At 46.8% G+C, this 18,332-nt stretch carries 9 protein-coding genes and 1 pseudogene; all 10 read left to right on the top strand.

The genetic code is table 11. The annotated features are described in order from the left end of the window. The first annotated feature begins 104 nt into the window (after positions 1–104). Complete coding sequence (locus C943_RS06310) at positions 105–1,832, top strand: tetratricopeptide repeat protein (RefSeq protein ID WP_008625480.1); 1,728 nt, start codon at positions 105–107, stop codon at positions 1,830–1,832. Beyond that, complete coding sequence (gene lolB1, locus C943_RS06315; RefSeq protein ID WP_008625481.1) at positions 1,825–2,559, top strand: lipoprotein insertase outer membrane protein LolB1; 735 nt, start codon at positions 1,825–1,827, stop codon at positions 2,557–2,559. The genes C943_RS06310 and lolB1 overlap by 8 nt, the downstream gene beginning before the upstream one ends. A 1-nt stretch (position 2,560) precedes the next feature. Beyond that, positions 2,561–3,805 (top strand): murein hydrolase activator EnvC family protein, encoded by a 1,245-nt coding sequence (locus C943_RS06320; RefSeq protein ID WP_040479303.1) that lies wholly within the window; start codon positions 2,561–2,563, stop codon positions 3,803–3,805. A gap of 111 nt (positions 3,806–3,916) precedes the next feature. Continuing rightward, positions 3,917–4,120: a twin-arginine translocase TatA/TatE family subunit gene (gene tatA / locus C943_RS06325; protein WP_008625483.1), complete on the top strand. Its 204-nt coding sequence runs from the start codon at positions 3,917–3,919 to the stop codon at positions 4,118–4,120. Positions 4,121–4,142: 22 nt separating this feature from the next. Continuing rightward, a complete protein-coding gene (gatA, locus tag C943_RS06330) occupies positions 4,143–5,573 on the top strand; it encodes an Asp-tRNA(Asn)/Glu-tRNA(Gln) amidotransferase subunit GatA (RefSeq protein ID WP_008625484.1) in 1,431 nt (476 codons plus the stop codon). A 16-nt stretch (positions 5,574–5,589) separates the two neighbouring features. Then, positions 5,590–7,020 (top strand): lytic transglycosylase domain-containing protein, encoded by a 1,431-nt coding sequence (locus tag C943_RS06335; RefSeq protein WP_008625485.1) that lies wholly within the window; start codon positions 5,590–5,592, stop codon positions 7,018–7,020. Positions 7,021–7,087: 67 nt separating this feature from the next. Beyond that, complete coding sequence (locus C943_RS06340; RefSeq protein WP_008625486.1) at positions 7,088–8,197, top strand: DUF4837 family protein; 1,110 nt, start codon at positions 7,088–7,090, stop codon at positions 8,195–8,197. 26 nt (positions 8,198–8,223) lie between these two features. Then, positions 8,224–10,493 (top strand): annotated as a pseudogene (locus C943_RS06345) (NADP-dependent malic enzyme). Further along, on the top strand, positions 10,490–11,089 hold the full coding sequence (ruvA, locus tag C943_RS06350) for a Holliday junction branch migration protein RuvA (protein ID WP_008625487.1): 600 nt from the start codon (positions 10,490–10,492) through the stop codon (positions 11,087–11,089). Before C943_RS06345 ends, ruvA begins: the two are co-directional and overlap by 4 nt. Positions 11,090–11,141: 52 nt before the next feature. Next, positions 11,142–18,287, top strand: a complete 7,146-nt coding sequence (gene sov, locus C943_RS06355; protein WP_040479400.1) for a T9SS outer membrane translocon Sov/SprA — start codon at positions 11,142–11,144, stop codon at positions 18,285–18,287. Positions 18,288–18,332: the final 45 nt, after the last annotated feature.

Raw genomic sequence — 18,332 nt, forward strand, 5'->3', positions numbered from 1 at the left:
ATATTCCAAGCCTGAATGTTCGTTGATGGCTTACCCTTGCAACCAAATCACCGGCAAATCGGGGTACCGATCAGTGCCAAATTCGTCTTCAATAACTTATTTCTGTGAGATTAATCCTTAAATCAGCCCTTTTAATTCTCTTCTTATTGACAAGTTTGGATGCATTTCCCCAGGAAAAACAATCCAAAAAGAATCGAAAGCGCCAACAAGATGAGGCCATGGCTTCTCGACTATTCATCGACGGACAGCGTTTTTTGATGCTGGAAGATTATGACAGGGCTTATTTTTATTTTCAGAAAGCACGGGAGAAAAGTCCCGACGAAGCTGCTATCAATTTTAAGATAGCCGAAATACTGCTGCGTGCCAACCGCGTAGACCAGGCACTTGAGTTTGGAATGAAGGCAGTGGAAATTGACCCCGACAACAAGTACTACAACTTGGTAATGGCGGAGGTCTATTCCAAGCAAAACCAACCGATGAAAGCGGCCGAGATTTTGGAGAATCTGATGTCCAACACTGATGAAAACCAAAACTACATATTGGATTTGGCGCAGTTGTATTTGGCGGCGGGTGAGTTTGACAAGGCTTTGAGCGCACTTGACCGTGCAGAGGAATATTATGGAACGGTGGCGCCACTTACACTCCAAAAACAACGGATTTATCTCAGAAAAAACAACCTTGCAGCGGCCATCGCCGAAGGACAAAAACTGGTCGATGCCTATCCAGGCAACTCCGAGTATGTCCTCAACCTCGTTGAAATCCTGTTCAACAACGGCAGAACCGACGAAGCAATTGCTTTGGTGGAAAACTCGCTGGCTTCATACCCCAACCAACCAGAGCTTCAAATGGCAGCCTACGCCCTTTACAAGGAAAAAGGAAACGTAGATCGGGCTGAATCACTTATCAAAGAGGCCTTTTCGAGTCCGGATTTGGACCCGAAAGTAAAGGCACAGGCCTTCGCGGATATACTCCAAGAAACCAAAAGCGCTAGACGGGACGCTCTCCTCGAAACACTCGAAACCTCCATGTTGGAACACCATCCCAACGACGCGGGGGTGTTGACGGCCGTGGGCGACAAAAGGCTTTTTGAGGGGAAAAAAGAACAAGCGCTCGAGCTTTATCAGAAGTCCGTCCGCCTGGATCCTTCCAATCCACAGGTGATGCAAGGAGTCATCACTACGATGTTTGAGTTGGGCAAGGATTTTTCGGAGATTGAGACTTTCACTTCCACAGCCGTGGATGAATTTCCTGATAGAGCCGAATTTTGGTTCTTTGATGGGACCGCAAAACTTGCCCAGAAAAAAGGCCCAGAATCCGTAGCTTCTCTTGAGAAAGCGCTGGAAGTCAATGCAAACAAAAACCAACAGATCACTTTATTGGTCAACGGACAAATCGGGGATGCCTATCATCTGGTAGGAAGAAAAGAGGACGCCTTCAAGGCTTATGAAGAAGTCCTTTCGAAAAACCCAACCGACGAACATGTATTGAACAATTACGCCTACTACCTTTCCCTCGCGAAGGAAAATCTCGAAAAAGCCAAGACGATGTCAGAAGGTTTGGTCAAAAGATTTCCAAAAAACTCAACCTATCTCGATACACATGCATGGGTATTGTTCCAACTGAAAGATTACTCCAATGCGAAAGTGTATATGGAGCGCGCTCTGGAAAATGAAGAAAAGCCAAGCGGTGTGATGTGGGAGCATTACGGTGACATTCTGTACCATTTGGGCCAGAGAAACGAGGCAGTTACCTATTGGAAAAAAGCCGAAGGAGGAGATGACGTATCCGAGCTGTTAAGTCAAAAAATCAAGGATAGAAAGTATTATGATTAGGAATACACCTTTTTTCATACTGGTTTTTGTTTTCATAGTTGGTTGCGCCAAGCAACCCAACCTGTATACTTCAGATGAAATCATGGAGGAATTCCATCCTGCCTATTTTGAATTCAAATATCTACAGGCAAAAGGAAGGATAGTCTTGGAAGAACCCAGCGGAAAGATCACAAAAGGAACAATCACGCTAAGGGCAAAAAAGGACAGTGCGCTTTGGTTCAGCATCACGCCCGGGCTTGGATTGGAAGCGATCCGTGGATTGGTCACTGCCGAAAAGGTCCAAATACGTGACCGGATGAATGGGGATGATGTGAATATGAGTTTCTCGGAAATCAAAGACCTGCATGGACTCAGCCTTACACTCCCGCTGATCCAAAACATGGTCTATGCCAACATTCCTGAGGAGTTTTCCTACCGGGATAGACTTATCAGGATTGGGAAGTACTTTGAACTCACCCAAGTCAGGGAGGGAGTCAGGTACCATTCGCGGGTAAGTACCAATATCGCCAAGGTATCAGAACTCAGCACCAACAGCCTGGACGACCGGGGCAACCTGGAGTTTAGCTATCCGGTTTTTGAGGATGTCGATGGACAGCCTTTCCCCAACAAAATGCTGATGAAACTTGCCATCAAAAATAAAGACGGTGAACAAAATACGATCATTCATATTGATTTCAGCAAAATAGAGACTTCTTCCACGCCGATTTCCTTCCCGTTCCATTATTGAAATGAGAGCAAGATTGTTCGTCATATTTCTGATTACGGCGCTGAGTTTTGGACTTGGAGGGGAAGTCTTTGCCCAAACACAGAAAACCAGGGCACAGCTTGAAAAGGAAAAAAATGAGGTCCAGAAACGGCTGTCGGAATTTGACCAAATTTTGAAAAAAACCGCTGAAACGAAGAAAGTGTCCATCGGGCAGCTGAATGCGGTCAATAAACAGCTGCAGAGTCGCGTTTCATTTATTCGGACACTCAGCAGAGAAGTTACCCTGATCAACAAGGAAATCAAGGAAATTGAAGCCAATATTACCCAGCTTGAAAATGACCTCCAGACACTCAAAAAGGAATACAGCGGGATGGTTTACACAGCTTCCAAGCTGAATGCAAACCTTTCGATCACAGCATTTATCTTCAGTTCGGCCACGTTCAAGCAGTTTTACATGCGGCTAAAATATTTGAAACAATATTCTGACGCACGCAAAAAGCAGGTAGAACTGATCAACAGCACCAGTATGGAGTTGGCTGAACAAAAGAAAATGCTCGAGGACAAGAAGAACCAAAAACAAGAAGTCCTCGCGCAGGAGCAGGAGCAGAAGCAAAAACTCGACAAGTCCAAGCAGGAACAACAGCAGATCGTCAACCAGCTTTCAAAGCAAGAATCGGAAATCCGCAAAAAAATTGCCGCCGCGAAAAAACAGCAGGAAAACCTCAACGCAATGATCAAACGAATCATCGAGGAGGAAATCCGCAAAGCTGAAGCCGACGCCAAAAAAGCCAATTCCAATGCCAGTCGTGCATCAGGAAGCAGTATTCCGCTCACACCCGAAGCGGCTGCGCTTTCCAGTTCATTTGCAGGAAACAAGGGTAAACTCCCATGGCCGGTCGAAAGTGGATTTATCAGCAAGCGATTTGGTACGCACCCGCATCCGACCGTAAAGGGGGTTGTCGAAGACAACGACGGAGTCGACATCCAAACCACTCCAAACGCCAATGTCAGGGCCGTGTTCGATGGTGAGGTCACCAAGATCGGAACATTGCCCGGATATGGAGGCACGATCTTGGTAAAACACGGAGAGTATTACACACTCTACAGCAAACTAAAGGTGATTTCCGTGAAGACAGGCGACAAAGTAAAGGCAAAACAAGTCCTTGGCCAAGTGTACACCAACAAGGATGGAATAGCCGAAGTCCACTTCGAAACCTGGAAAGGACTGCAACCTTTGGACCCATCATTCTGGCTAGCAGGACGCTAAAACAAATAATTCGTATCTTTATAAAAAAAGAGTACAGCCGGGCATCTTTCCTTTGTGTTAGATGCTGACAGTTTTATCTTTGTAACAGTATACCATTTAAACAATACCATCATGACAACATTGGGTTTCTTGCAAAACATGGGCGGAGGATCGATCCTTCTGATCATCGTCGTGATTCTTCTGCTTTTCGGAGCCAAAAGAATCCCTGAACTGGCCAGAGGATTGGGCAGAGGCATCAGAGAATTCAAAGATGCTACCAAAGAGATTCAGGATGATCTCGAGGAAGGCCTGAAGGACAAAAAGAAGAAAGTTTGAGTACCAATAAGGTTCAATAATTTTGGAAAAATACCTTTCATTTGACGACATAAAAAAGTCGCTGGAAAATGGGGAAACCGATTGTAAGGCGATAGTCAATTATTACCTCCAAAAGATTCAGACGAAGGCGCACCTCAACGCCTTCGTTGAAGTTTATAGGGATTCCGCTTTGGATCAAGCCGCCAAAGTAGACGAGAAAATCAGCTCCGGCAAGGCCGGCAAGCTCGCAGGAATGGTCGTCGGCATCAAAGATGTTTTGGTCTACAAAGACCATGAGTTCAACGCATCCAGCAACATCCTCAAAGGCTTCAAATCCCAATTCACCGCAACAGCCATCCAAAGACTCATCGACGAAGACGCCATCATCATCGGGCGCCTGAACTGTGATGAGTTTGGAATGGGTAGTTCCAATGAAAACACTTGTCACGGAAGGGTTCTAAACGCCGCCGACGAATCACGTGTACCAGGCGGCTCCTCGGGAGGATCTGCGGTCGCCGTTCAGGCGAATATGTGCACCGTATCTCTAGGTACGGACACCGGAGGTTCGGTTAGGCAACCAGCTGCGTTTACGGGGTTGGTTGGAACTAAGCCTACCTATTCCCGCGTATCGAGGTGGGGATTGATCGCATACGCGTCTTCATTTGACACGATCGGCATATTTTCTAGAAATGTTCGGGATAGTGCACTCGTAATGGAAGTCATTGCAGGTCCCGACAATTTTGACAGCACCGCTTCCAGGAAACCCGTGCCCCATTATTCCGAACTCCTGCATTTTGGGAAAAGGGCAAAAGTGGCTTACCTAACCGAAACCATCGAGTCGGCGGCACTCCAACCTGAAATCAAAGCCAACACCCTCGCGGTTATCGACAAGCTGAAACAAGAGGGACACCAGGTGGAAGAAGTGCATTTTCCTTTGTTGAAATATGTATTGCCAACCTACTACATTTTAACAACAGCGGAAGCAAGTTCAAACCTCTCCAGGTACGATGGCGTCAAGTACGGATATAGGAGCCCCAATGCCCATAATCTGGAAAGCATGTACAAAAAGACACGTACGGAAGGATTCGGCGAAGAAGTGAAAAGGCGGATTATGTTGGGGACTTTTGTGCTCAGTGCGAGCTACCACGATGCCTATTTTACCAAAGCTCAGAGGGTCAGAAGATTAATTAAAGAATTTACTGAGGAATTATTGAATAAATTTGATTACATTTTGATGCCAACTACGCCCTCCACAGCGTTTAAGTTCGGAGAGCATAGCAATGACCCGGTCGCCATGTATTTGGAAGACCTCTTCACAGTCCAAGCTTCAGTGTCAGGAGTGCCCGCCCTTTCACTGCCAAACGGGACTGATAATCAAGGACTTCCAATCGGTATTCAGGTCATGGCCAATTCTTTCAAAGAAGCCGAACTCTATGCTTTCGGCAATTATCTGATGGAGTTAAATTCAAATTAATCCTAAATTTTAGGCTATGAAAAATCTATCTCACCTCTTAATCACCGCCCTCTTTTTCAGCTTCTTATTTTCAACTTCCGTAAAAGCCCAAGATTTTGACAGGCTTAGCAACGCAAAGATTGAGGAGCAAATGATCGTGCCGAATTATCAATTCGAGTACATCCCTGATTTCACTTACCAGGAAGTGGCGGCAAAAATCAAGGCAATGGAAACGGACATGCCTTTTGAACTCAATGAAAAAATCTTTGCGTTCATTAACTATTTCACCGTGCGGAATCGGGAATACACCAAAATGGTGCTCCAAAGACAGAATCTCTATTTTCCGCTCTTTGAAGAGACCCTCACAGATCACGAGATGCCCGAAGACATCAAGTTTCTCGCAATCATCGAATCGGGCCTCAATCCAAAGGCCAAATCAAGGGTCGGCGCCATGGGTTTGTGGCAGTTTATGCCTGCAACAGGAAGGATGTACAGCATGAACCTAAATCGGGACGTTGATGACCGAATGGATCCGGAACTGGCTACAGAAGGGGCTGCCCGTTATCTCAAATCGCTCTATAGGATGTTTGGTGATTGGGAATTGGCCCTGGCGGCATACAATTGCGGACCGGGCAATGTCCGTAAGGCGATCAAACGATCCGGAGGTAAAAAGACTTTTTGGGGTGTCTATGACTATTTGCCAAAAGAAACGCGAAGCTATGTCCCCCAATTCCAAGCCATGATGTACGTGCTGCGACATACCGAAGACCATAACCTTTTCTTGGAACAGCCAACCTACCCTATTGCTTTTGAAAAAATAAAATTCAACCAAGAACTTGATCTGGAACAATTGGCCACAGTTGCAGGCGTATGCGTAGAAGATCTCGAATTCTTGAACCCCTCCATACAAAACAGGCTGGTACCTGCCACAAATCTGCATATGGCCATTCGTGTGCCAAAGGAAAAAGCGGAACTGATTGCTGCAAATAAAGAGCAATATGCAGAGGCGGTCAAATTGACTAGCGAACGTTCAGATGCATTGAGAGCAAGTAATTCAACTGCAACGCCTATTAAGTCCGTTGCCGTCGCATCAAGTACCACGAACAGCAGTGCGGGACAGCAGCAAAAGGTGATTTACACTGTGAAATCAGGGGATGTATTAGGGACTATCGCGACTCGAAATGGTACCACTGTCACTAAGTTAAAGACTTGGAATAACCTGAGAAGCAACAATATCCGGGTGGGACAAAAACTTGTTATTTATAAAAACCAAGCGAATTTCGAAAATACCCTGGCGCAGAATTCAGGCAATGCTGGTCCAGCACCCGAATCCTATACCGTACAACCCGGGGATACTTTGTGGCTAATCTCCAAGAAACTAAATGGGGTTACCGTTGACCAACTAAAGAAATTGAACAATCTCCAGTCCGATCAAATCAAACCAGGGCAGAAATTAAAAATAAGTTAACTATTTTGTTAGGAAAAATTTTTTCTACCTGTCCAGAATTCCTAACTTGTGGGGAAATAAGTTAACCATGAAAAATAGTAGCATTATTTCCCCTCTTTGGTCTCTCATTTTGGCCCTTGTTCTGTTGTATGGATGTGACGCAGAAGGAGGCTTTGGCACTTCATCCAACAAGCCAAAATCAAGGGGTGCGATCGGCGAAATTGTTGTCGCGGTCGATTCTATCAAATGGCAGGGTCCCGTGGGACAGGCGGTTAGGGATGTTTTCGAAGGTAGTATTCCTGGACTGATTCGGGATGAGAATTTCTATGACCTGCGAAAGGTAGATCCGCGCGCCATGAACAAAGTCCTCAAAATGTCCACTAATATCATCTATGTCACCACGTTCGACGATAAAAAGGGCGGTAGTCAGGTAATCAATGCAATGTTTACCAAGGAATCAAAGGAAAAAGCCGCAGCGGACCCAAGCCTTTTTATGTTGAGAAATTCCGACGAATTTGCGCTAGACCAAGAGGTGATATACCTTTTTGGAAACAACGAGGCCGAGCTTATTCAAAATTTAAAAGAAAACAAAAGACAGCTCCAAAACCTCTTTCAGGTTCGGGAGAGAAACAGGATGCAAAAGGTGATTCTGGCAAGAAAAAGCTCTGAAGCCAATATGGCAGGACAACAGCTAGGCCTGCAGCTTAGCGTGCCAGCCTCCTACCAAATCGCAAAATCCGCTGATAATTTTTTATGGCTCAGACAGCCTACCATTAGTACCGCTCGGCCCGATATTAGCCTGTTCTTTTACAGTACCGATTATACTTCTGAACTTCAGACCTTTCCGGATTCCATCATTGCGCTAAGGGAGCGAATCACGAGACAACACATTTACGGTAATCCTGACAACAGGAATTCTTTTTTGATTACCGAGCGACTTGATCCTTCGCCGGTGTTCACGAATTTCAGGATTAATGATAATTTCGCCGTCGAAATCAGGGGTGGGTGGAAAACCAACAACCTAAGTATGGGTGGCTCATTCCTCGCCTATATCATGGTAGATGCCGAAAAAGGAAAGTTGTACTACATGGAAGGATTTGTATACTATCCAAATGAAGCCCACCGGGAATCCATCCGTGAGATAGAGACCATATTACTCGCCACCCAGCTTGTCGCCCCTGAGACAAAGGCACAATAATCAGTAAGAGAAAACAAAAACCCAATATGGCTATCAAAATCAGAAGACAAGACGCCCTGAACTACCATACCCAAGGCAGTCCTGGAAAGATCGAAGTTGTACCCACCAAACCTTTGTCAAGCCAACTTGATTTGGCTTTGGCCTATTCCCCGGGTGTAGCCGAGCCCTGCAAGGAAATCGAAGCTGACAAAGAGAATGTCTACAAATACACTTCCAAGGGAAACCTGGTAGCCGTAATCTCAAACGGAACGGCTGTTTTGGGTTTGGGGAATATCGGACCAGAGGCATCCAAGCCCGTGATGGAAGGTAAAGGCGTTTTGTTTAAAAAGTTTGCGGGTATTGATGTATTCGATATCGAAATCGCGGAAGATGACCCCAAAAAACTCATCCATATCATCAAATCACTCGAGCCTACTTTTGGCGGGGTGAATCTCGAGGACATCAAAGCCCCCGAATGCTTCGAAATCGAACAGACGCTCAAACGGGAAATGAAAATCCCCATCATGCATGACGACCAGCACGGCACGGCGATCATTTCCGGTGCGGCTTTGATCAATGCATTGGAGGTCGTCGGAAAGAATATCGGCGATATCAAGCTCTTGGTCAATGGTGCGGGCGCATCTGCTGTTTCCTGTACGAGGTTCTATATCAGCCTCGGTGTGAACCCAAAAAATATCGTCATGTGCGACAGGGAAGGTGTCATCAGGAAAGACCGTGAAAAACTGGATCCCATCAAGGAAGAATTTGCAACAGACCAAGACCTCCATACACTGACTGAGGCATTTGTGGGAGCAGATGTGTTTTTGGGCTTGTCCTCGGGAAATATTGTGACGCCAGAGCAAATTCTCAGTATGGCGGAGAACCCAATAGTATTTGCACTGGCAAATCCAGACCCCGAAATCGCCTACGACCTCGCCATGTCGACGAGGGAGGACTTGATCATGGCAACAGGACGATCTGACTATCCCAACCAGGTCAACAACGTTTTGGGATTTCCCTACATATTTCGCGGCGCCTTGGATGTACGTGCGACCAGCATCAATGAAGAAATGAAAATGGCCGCCGCCAAAGCAATTGCGGCATTGGCAAAAGAAACCGTTCCGGACATTGTCAACCGGGCCTACGGTGACAATAAGATCACCTTCGGCAAAACCTATTTGATCCCAAAGCCATTGGATCCAAGATTGATCACCACGATCGCGCCAGCTGTCGCAAAGGCTGCTATGGAATCGGGAGTTGCCAAAACTGTAATCACTGATTGGGAAGCCTACAACCTTGAACTCCAGCAGCGAATTGGAATCGACCAACGGCTAATGCTCCGTGTCGTAAGCCGCGCCAAAAAAGATCCGAAACGGGTGGTTTTTGCTGAAGCGGACAATTCCAAAATCCTAAAGGCAGCCCAATTGCTTTGGGGCGAAAAAGTCGCCGTCCCCATTTTGCTCGGAAACAAGGAGAAAATCGACCAATTGATCGAAGAACATAACCTAGATCTATCTGGAGTGATGATCATTGACCCCTATGAAGACGAGGCCAAACTCGAACACTTTGGGAATATCCTATATGAAAAAAGAAAACGTAAGGGCCTAACCCAAAGTGAATGTATCCGACTCATGAAGGACCGAAACTACTATGGTGCGATGATGGTAGAATTGGGGCAAGCAGATGCATTGATCTCGGGTTTGACCAAGGATTATCCAAAAACGATCCTCCCTGCCCTTCACGTCATCGGAGTTCGTCCAGATGTCAACCGTGTGCCGGTATGTACATCATGAATACCGCAAAAGGTCCTTTCTTCTTTTCGGACACCACTGTCAATGTAAATCCAACAGCAGAGGAATTGGTGGAAATCGTCGGCCTAACCGCAGACGGCGTAAGATTCTTTGACATCGAACCAAAAGTTGCTATGCTCTCCTACTCCAACTTTGGATCGGCCAAGGGCGAAATCGCCTCCAAAACCGCCAAAGCCACTGCTTTGGCAAAGCAGCGATTCCCCAACATGGTCATCGAAGGTGAAATGCAGGCCAACGTTGCTGTCAACGAGGAGCTGCAAAAGGAAACTTACCCATTCAGTTCGCTAATTGGAAACAAAGCAAACACTTTAATTTTCCCTGACCTGAGCTCCGGCAACATCGCTTACAAACTCTTGTCCGAACTGGGAAATGCGGAAGCCATTGGGCCGGTCCTCTTGGGAATGAATAAACCTGTGCATATATTACAACTTGGCAGCTCGATCCGCGAAATCATCAACATGGTGGCTATAGCTGTAGTAGACGCGCAAACCAAGAATAGGACATGATCGCTTACCTTAAAGGAAAATTAGCCCATAAAGACCCAACATTCGTCATTATCGATATAGCGGGAGTTGGGTATCAGGTCAAAATTTCCCTTCAGACATATTCACAAATCAAAGATGAGGAGCTAATCATGCTCCTCACTTATTTACATATCAAGGAGGATGCACATACCTTGTATGGATTCAAGGAAGAAAATGAAAAAAAACTATTCCTCCACCTGATTTCCATATCCGGTGTGGGGCCCAATACGGCGCTGCTGATCCTTTCGTCGCTTAGTTCGGCTGAATTGGAAACAGCCATCCTTCACGAAGACGCCCGGCTTATCCAGAATGTAAAGGGTGTGGGTGCAAAAACCGCCCAAAGGATCATCCTGGAATTGAAAGACAAAATCAAAAAAGAATCCTTCGGTGAGGTCGGGGCGCAGATTCCTGCCTTTGCTTCGCCTAACAATAAAATCAAAGAGGAGGCGTTACAAGCCTTGCTGACATTGGGTTTCCAAAGGCCTGTGGCCGAAAAAAACATAGCCACAGTGCTGAAAAAAACCGGTCCGGATATTTCCTTGGAAGAATTAATTAAAGCATCTTTAAAGAACCCTTAATCATTACAAACCAATTTTACTTTTGTACCTGCATTTTTCCAGAAAAAATGACATGAGATGCTTTTGGAATACTCTTGGTATTCTGGTATGCCTCCTTTTTGCTTTTTCATCTCCAAAATTACAGGCTCAACAAACTGGCAGAGACTCCGTAAGGGCGGCGATAGATACTGTCAAGGTAGCATCAGACACCACCAAGGTTTCTCCCATTGACTCCCTGAATAAGCGTAGGGCTCTCCCTTCCTTCTTGCTTTGGGGTGACCTCAATACCAATCCGCTCTATCCACGGCAAAACCCCTACATTCCGAGTTACTCTCCCTTCTACAGTCCAACCCCACTACAGTCCAACATCCGAGTGGAAATGGACTCGGTACTCAAATATCGGGTGCAGGAACAAATGGACTCCACGGAAATCGATCCGGGGATGTTGTATGATTTCGATGATTTCTCCAAAATCCAAGAATACCGTATTAGGCAAGAATATTGGCGCAATCGATCTCGGGGCCTCGACGGAGAAAGCCCCGTCAGTAGCCGCTCGCTCATACCGCCAATCACGACAAGCCCGAGTTTGGACCGAATCTTTGGAGGGAATGAAATCAACATCACCCCGACTGGTTTTGTAAACCTTGACCTTGGTGCGATCTTCCGCAGGATCGATAATCCCTCGATCCCGATTCGTCAACAGCAAAATGGCAACTTCAACTTCAACCAGCAAATCCAAATGTCCGTCAATGGTACTTTGGGTCAAAAACTGAAGATTGGGGCCAACTTTGACTCCAACAATTCCTTTGACTTTCAAAACCAATTGAAGGCAGAATACACCGGATTCAAAGAAGACATCATCAAGTCGATCGAGCTTGGAAACGTCAGCATGCCTGTACAAAACAGCCTGATCCAAGGTGCCCAAAACTTGTTTGGTGTAAAAACCCAACTGCAATTCGGGAAGCTTTTTGTCACTGCGGTAGCTTCTACGCAACGGGGCCGCAGGGATGAATTGGTCATAGAGGCTGGAGGCCAGGGACGGCAGTTTGAAGTCCAAGGATCGGCCTACGACGAAAACAGACACTTTTTCCTCTCACACTTCTTCAGGGAAAATTACGAACGCTGGCTTCGGGGTTTGCCACAAATCCTTTCTGGTGTGAATATCACGCGGGTGGAAGTTTACATCATGAACCGCGCCCAGAATACCGAGACACTCCGTAACCTCGTGGCCTTTATGGACTTGGGAGAGGGAAATCGGATTTATCGTCCAGAAAATCCAAACATCGGGTCAGGAACGCCAGGAGCTCCAGCCGGCAATGACGCCAACCTTTTGTTCAAAAATCTAATCGCAAACCCCGCATTCAGACCATTTGATACAGGATCTAGCGCTATAGAGGCCAATCTGGGGCTATCCAAAGGGATCGATTATGAACAAGTGAATGGAGCGCGAAGACTCGCTCCAACAGAATACACATTCAATCGCGAACTCGGATATCTCTCTTTGTCAAGAAGGCTGCAAAACGACGAGGTCTTGGCTGTATCGTTCGAATACACCTACAACGGACAGGTTTATAAGGTTGGTGAACTTTCCGAAGACTACCAAAACAACCCGCTGAGCGATATGATCTTTCTCAAGATGCTCAGGCCAGCCCGTATCAACATCCGTATCCCAACATGGGACCTGATGATGAAAAACGTCTACAACCTGAACGCCAGCCAAATCCAGCGGGACGGTTTCCAGTTGCAGGTGATCTATCGGGATGACCGAACGGGATTGGATAATCCTGCTCTTTTGGAAGGCGAAAACGTGGCGAACAGGCCGTTGATTCGTTTGACGGGTCTGGACAACCTCAACCCACAAAATGACCCGGCACCTGATGGCAACTTCGATTATATCCCTGGAATCACCATTTTCCCCGAGCGCGGGTTATTGGTATTTCCCGTGCTGGAGCCTTTTGGAAAGACACTGAGAGATTTGTTTCTTCCCAACGAAGTCAACCTCGCAAATAAATACGTTTTTGATACCCTTTACCGGACTACACTTGCAGATGCCGAATTGGTGACGCGTTACGACAAGTTCTTTATCAAAGGACGCTTGACCGCGGGGTCAGCCTCCGAGATTATGCTTCCTGGCTTGAACGTTTCTCCGGGATCGGTAATCGTGATGGCAGGAAATATCCCGTTAACAGAGGGTGTTGACTTCACTGTTGATTACAACTTTGGTCGAGTAAATATCATCAACGAAGGGATCCTCCAATCTGGCAAAAGGATTTCCATCAGTTTTGAAAAAGCAGACCTTGTTTCCTTTCAGACACGAAGTATGTTGGGAACAAGGCTCGACTACATCCTCAACGACAAATTCAACGTGGGCGGTACCTTCCTTTATCTCAACGAAAGGCCCAATATCACCCGTATCGCGGTTGGAAATGAGACATTGCGCAACAGTATGTGGGGCTTGGATGCAAATTTCAATGACGAGTCCCGGTTCTTGACCAAACTTGCTGACGCCTTGCCGTTTACAAGTACCAAGGAAAAATCCCTCGTCCAAGTCAGCGGTGAATTTGCCCAACTGCTTCCGGGCACATCGGTGCGGGTAACGGGAGACCCCACGGTTTACCTCGACGACTTTGAAACGGCCATCACACCCTACTATTTGGGCGGAGCTGCAGCCCAGAGTTGGTACCTCGGTGCTACCCCAAAAACCGACAACAATCGATTTGACCTGAGCGGACTTACGGGAGACAATCTTGGAAATGCCTACCGCCGCGCGAGGATTGCTTGGTACAATATAGACAACGTGTTCTACCGGGACGGAGGCACTGGCGTTCCCACCAACATCACACAGCAGGACCGACTGAACCACTACGTTAGAAGGGTATTGCCACAGGAAATTTTCCAACGCCGTGAACGGGATGTCATCGTGGTCCCAGAACCACTATTTGAACTTGCCTATTTCCCAAGCGAACGGGGAATGTACAACTACAACACCAATCTGACCACCAGCGGTCTATTGCCCGATCCTCGCGTAAATTTCGGTGCTGTAACGAGACCGATCACGACCGAGGTGGACTTTGACCGGACAAATATCGAATACATGGAGTTTTGGCTTTTGGATCCATTTATCCAAGGGGAGAATGGCCGTGTGTTGGACGGTATTTTCAACCAAAACAATATAACTGGTGGTAAGCTATTTTTCAACCTCGGCGAGATTTCCGAGGATGTAATCAAGGATGGACGCCATGGGTTTGAAAATGGCCTTCCTGCCAATGGAGATCCCGCTGAGACAAATACCACCGAATGGGGGCGTATCACACGGCAACAGTTCTTGATTCCCGCTTTTGATAATTCTCCCGAATCGCGGGTAAACCAAGATGTGGGGATGGATGGTCTTCGCAACGACAATGAAGCCGAATTCTTCCAGCAGCGTTTTATAGATCGGCTTAATGTGAGTCCACCGGCTTTGCAAAACATTATTGCAGACCCCTCTGCCGATAACTTCCAATACTACCTCGATGAGAACTTTGACAACAACGACGTCAAAATCCTCGAACGCTACAAGAAGTTCAACGGCATGGACGGCAATACGCCAATCACTAACAATACCAACCTAAACTTCACCCCTGCAAGTACCAACCTGCCCGACAACGAGGACCTCAACAATGACAATACCCTGAATGAACTGGAAGCCTACTACGAGTATGAGATTGACCTGAGACCGGGTCAGATGGAAGTCGGGAAAAACTACATCGTCGACAAAGTCACGACGAGCCAAAGCGGTGACCAAGTGGATTGGTACCTCTTCAGGATTCCGGTCAGGACTCCAAATAGGGTTCAGGGTGAAATCAATGGATTTAAGTCAATCCGGTTTATGCGTGCCTACCTGACTGATTTTGAGCAGCCCGTTGTATTACGGATGGCTCACTTCAGGTTGGTATCGAGCCAGTGGCGTATCTTCCAAGAATCACTTTTCGGACGTGGACTTTTTGAAATTCCAGAACCGGACAACTCCAACTTCAGTGTCGATGTCGTCAATATCGAGGAAAACGGCCAGGGAAGTGCTACCCAAAGTCCCTATGTACTCCCTCCAGGCATCGTCAGGGACCGCGACAACTTGGCTTCCATCGAGCGCCAACTCAACGAACAGTCCATCCGTCTCTGCGTTGAGGACTTGCAAGCACTTGATGCAAGAGGTGTTTTCAAAAATGCCAATTCACTAGATCTTGTACAGTATGAACGCATCAGAATGTTCCTACATGCCGATAGCGAAGATGCGCAGGACGGAGAATTGACAGCATTCTTAAGACTTGGCACGGACTACACAGACAACTATTACGAGATTGAAGTACCACTGAAAATCACCCCGAAAGGCACAAGGGATCCGCTTCAGATTTGGCCACAGGAAAATGAAATCGACATCGCCATCCAAGAAATCGTCGGGGTAAAAGTTGAGCGGGATATGCAACGAGTGCCCCTGAACCTTGCTTTTTCACAAAATATCAGACAGTACAAAGTGACAGTAGTGGGTCGTCCTGAATTGAACCTCGTGCAGGCAATGTTAATAGGCGTGCGGAATCCCGCTGTCGCAAATGCCGCCGCCAAATCGATCTGCATTTGGGCAAACGAATTGCGGGTCACAGGTTTCAAGGAGTCGACCGGATGGGCTGCCAATGCCAGATTCAATGCACAGATCGCGGACGTCGCGACCGTATCCACTTCGGTCAGGCACAATTCTTTTGGATTTGGTGGACTGGAGACAAGGCTTTCCCAAAGGACACTTTCGTCGGCGACGCAATATGATGTCTCCGCCAATGTCAATGTCCACAAGATCCTTCCCGAGGGCTTGAACATGACTATCCCGATGTACATCAGCTTCGAAAATGCGACTATCAACCCCCAATACGATCCGCTGAATCCCGATGTACTTTTCTCTGAAACCTTGCGGAAATTCGCCAACGAAAATGATCGGGATTTCTATCGCAGCCAAGTGGTCGATCAAATGCGGCGCAGGAACATCGGCTTCACCAACGTAAGGAAAAACAAGAACCCCAATAATGACAAGAACAAGGTCTACGACCTGAGTAATTTCTCGTTTTCCTATGCACATGGTACGGTCCGACAGAGCAATATCAATACGGAAAGCTATCGGTTCGATACTTATCTTGGTAACATCGCCTACGTGTACCAACCGAAGCCTATGGTATTAGAACCATTTAAGAACGTTTCTTGGCTCGGAGGGGAAAAATTCAAACTGATCAACGACATCAATTTCAATTTTGTGCCCACCAGCTTCTCTGCAAGGGTCGATGTGGACAGGCGATTTATTAGGACCCAATACCGCAACGACCAACTGACGACGGATGGTGTGGACCCTTTCTTCCAAAAAAGCTTCTTTATCAATCGGACCTATAACCTCAACTGGGATTTGACCAAAAACCTCCGTGTGGACTATGCGGCAAGAGTGATGGCGGTGGTAGACGAACCCGAGGGAGACATCGATACTGAATCCAAGCGGGATTCCCTCCGCAATAACATCAGAAGTTTTGGCCGTACCACCAACTACAGCCATAACGCCAACCTCAACTATAAGATCCCGCTCGACAAAGTCGCTGCCTTTGATTGGATTGGGGTGGATTATCGGTATTCGGCAACCTACGGTTGGCTAACTGGAGCGATTGGGCAACGGGATACTTTGGGTAACGTCATCCAAAATACACGCGACCAATCCTTCGTCGGTAAACTTGATTTCGTCAAGCTCTACAACAAGAATGCAAAATACCGCGCTCTGAATGCTCCGAAAAGACCAACGATTCCCGGCAGGACTTCCGTTTCCGCAGAGGATACCATTGGCACGCCTTTCACAAGGAATATCGTCAAGCTCCTGACCATGATCAAAGATGTGAATTTCCGTTATTCGGTTGTGGAAGGGACGTTTTTGCCAGGCTATATGGCCGAAACGGGGATATTGGGCCTTGACCGGAGCTTCATGAATCCTGGATTTGGATTCATCTTCGGTAGCCAAGACCCCAATATCCGATTTGACTTGGCAAATCAAGGCTTGATGGCACCGAGCAGCGAGCTTACCCAACTTTTCCGCCAAAACTCGACCCGAAACCTGCAAATCAACAGCTTGGTAGAACCGTTTCGTGATTTCAGAATAACCTTTGAGGCGAAGAAAAGGGAAACAGGGGACTATACCGAGATATTCAGAAACTCAAGTTCCAATCCAGGGGAGTTTAGGCCGCTGAGCCCCAATAGGATGAGTGGATACAGTATCACATATTCGATGATCCGTACCACATTGGCAAGAAACGACCAAAACAACAATTCTCCGTTATTCACGGATTTTGAGCAAAATCGAAGCATTATCCAGGATCGCCTCAATGCGCAAAACCCCGGAGGCGAATATGCGCTCAACGGCCAAGACGTTTTGACACTGTCGTTTTTGTCGGCCTATGGCGGCAGGGACCCCAATACCATTTCACTCAATCCTTTTCCAAAGATCCCGCTTCCTAACTGGCGTTTGGACTACAAGGGCCTCAGCCAAATTCCTGCCCTGAAGGAATATTTCTCCAGTATCAACATCACCCATGGCTACACCTCCACCTATGATGTAAGCAATTTCTCAAATTCCTTGCTTTATCAGACTGGGTTGGAGTTGTACAACCGGATACAAAATCTTCCCCAGGCAGGCCTTGTCAACGAATTTGGGCAGTACATTCCTGTATTTGTGCTCAACCAGGTCGTACTGTCAGAGCGGTTTGCCCCATTGGTAAGAGTGGACATGCTGACCAAAGACAGGCTCAACATTGTCATGGAATACAATTCTGAGCGAAACATCGGCCTCAATTTCTCCAATGCACAAGTCACGGAACAAACGAGCAGGGATTTCGGATTTGACCTAGGTTATACCAAAGCTGGCGTAAAAATTCCTTTCAAAATCCAAGGGAGGCAGGAAATACTCGAAAATGACCTTCAAATCAGGATCAATACCCGCGTGGTGGATACACGGCAAATACAACGGAAGATTGAAGGGGAAAGCACTGTGACCAACGGTAACCTCAATATCTCAATCAGGCCGACGATTGGCTACATCATCAGCAAAAGCCTAAACATTACCTTCTATTTTGACCGAATCATCAACGACCCAAGGGTCACCACAGCCTTCAGACGGAGTTCGACTGCCTTTGGTGGACAACTTCGATTTAATTTAGCACAATAGGTTTTTACATTTGCTTAATCCTTGTATTTTTGACCACCTTAATTT

It is taken from the genome of Mariniradius saccharolyticus AK6, assembly GCF_000330725.2.
GTDB lineage: Bacteria > Bacteroidota > Bacteroidia > Cytophagales > Cyclobacteriaceae > Mariniradius > Mariniradius saccharolyticus.

Excerpts from the sequence above, each read along its gene's own strand:
- lolB1 (WP_008625481.1), top strand. The coding sequence starts at position 1,825 with ATGATTAGGAATACACCTTTTTTCATACTGGTTTTTGTTTTCATAGTT.
- C943_RS06320 (WP_040479303.1), top strand. The coding sequence starts at position 2,561 with ATGAGAGCAAGATTGTTCGTCATATTTCTGATTACGGCGCTGAGTTTT.
- tatA (WP_008625483.1), top strand. The coding sequence starts at position 3,917 with ATGACAACATTGGGTTTCTTGCAAAACATGGGCGGAGGATCGATCCTT.
- C943_RS06335 (WP_008625485.1), top strand. The coding sequence starts at position 5,590 with ATGAAAAATCTATCTCACCTCTTAATCACCGCCCTCTTTTTCAGCTTC.
- C943_RS06340 (WP_008625486.1), top strand. The coding sequence starts at position 7,088 with ATGAAAAATAGTAGCATTATTTCCCCTCTTTGGTCTCTCATTTTGGCC.
- ruvA (WP_008625487.1), top strand. The coding sequence starts at position 10,490 with ATGATCGCTTACCTTAAAGGAAAATTAGCCCATAAAGACCCAACATTC.
- sov (WP_040479400.1), top strand. The coding sequence starts at position 11,142 with ATGAGATGCTTTTGGAATACTCTTGGTATTCTGGTATGCCTCCTTTTT.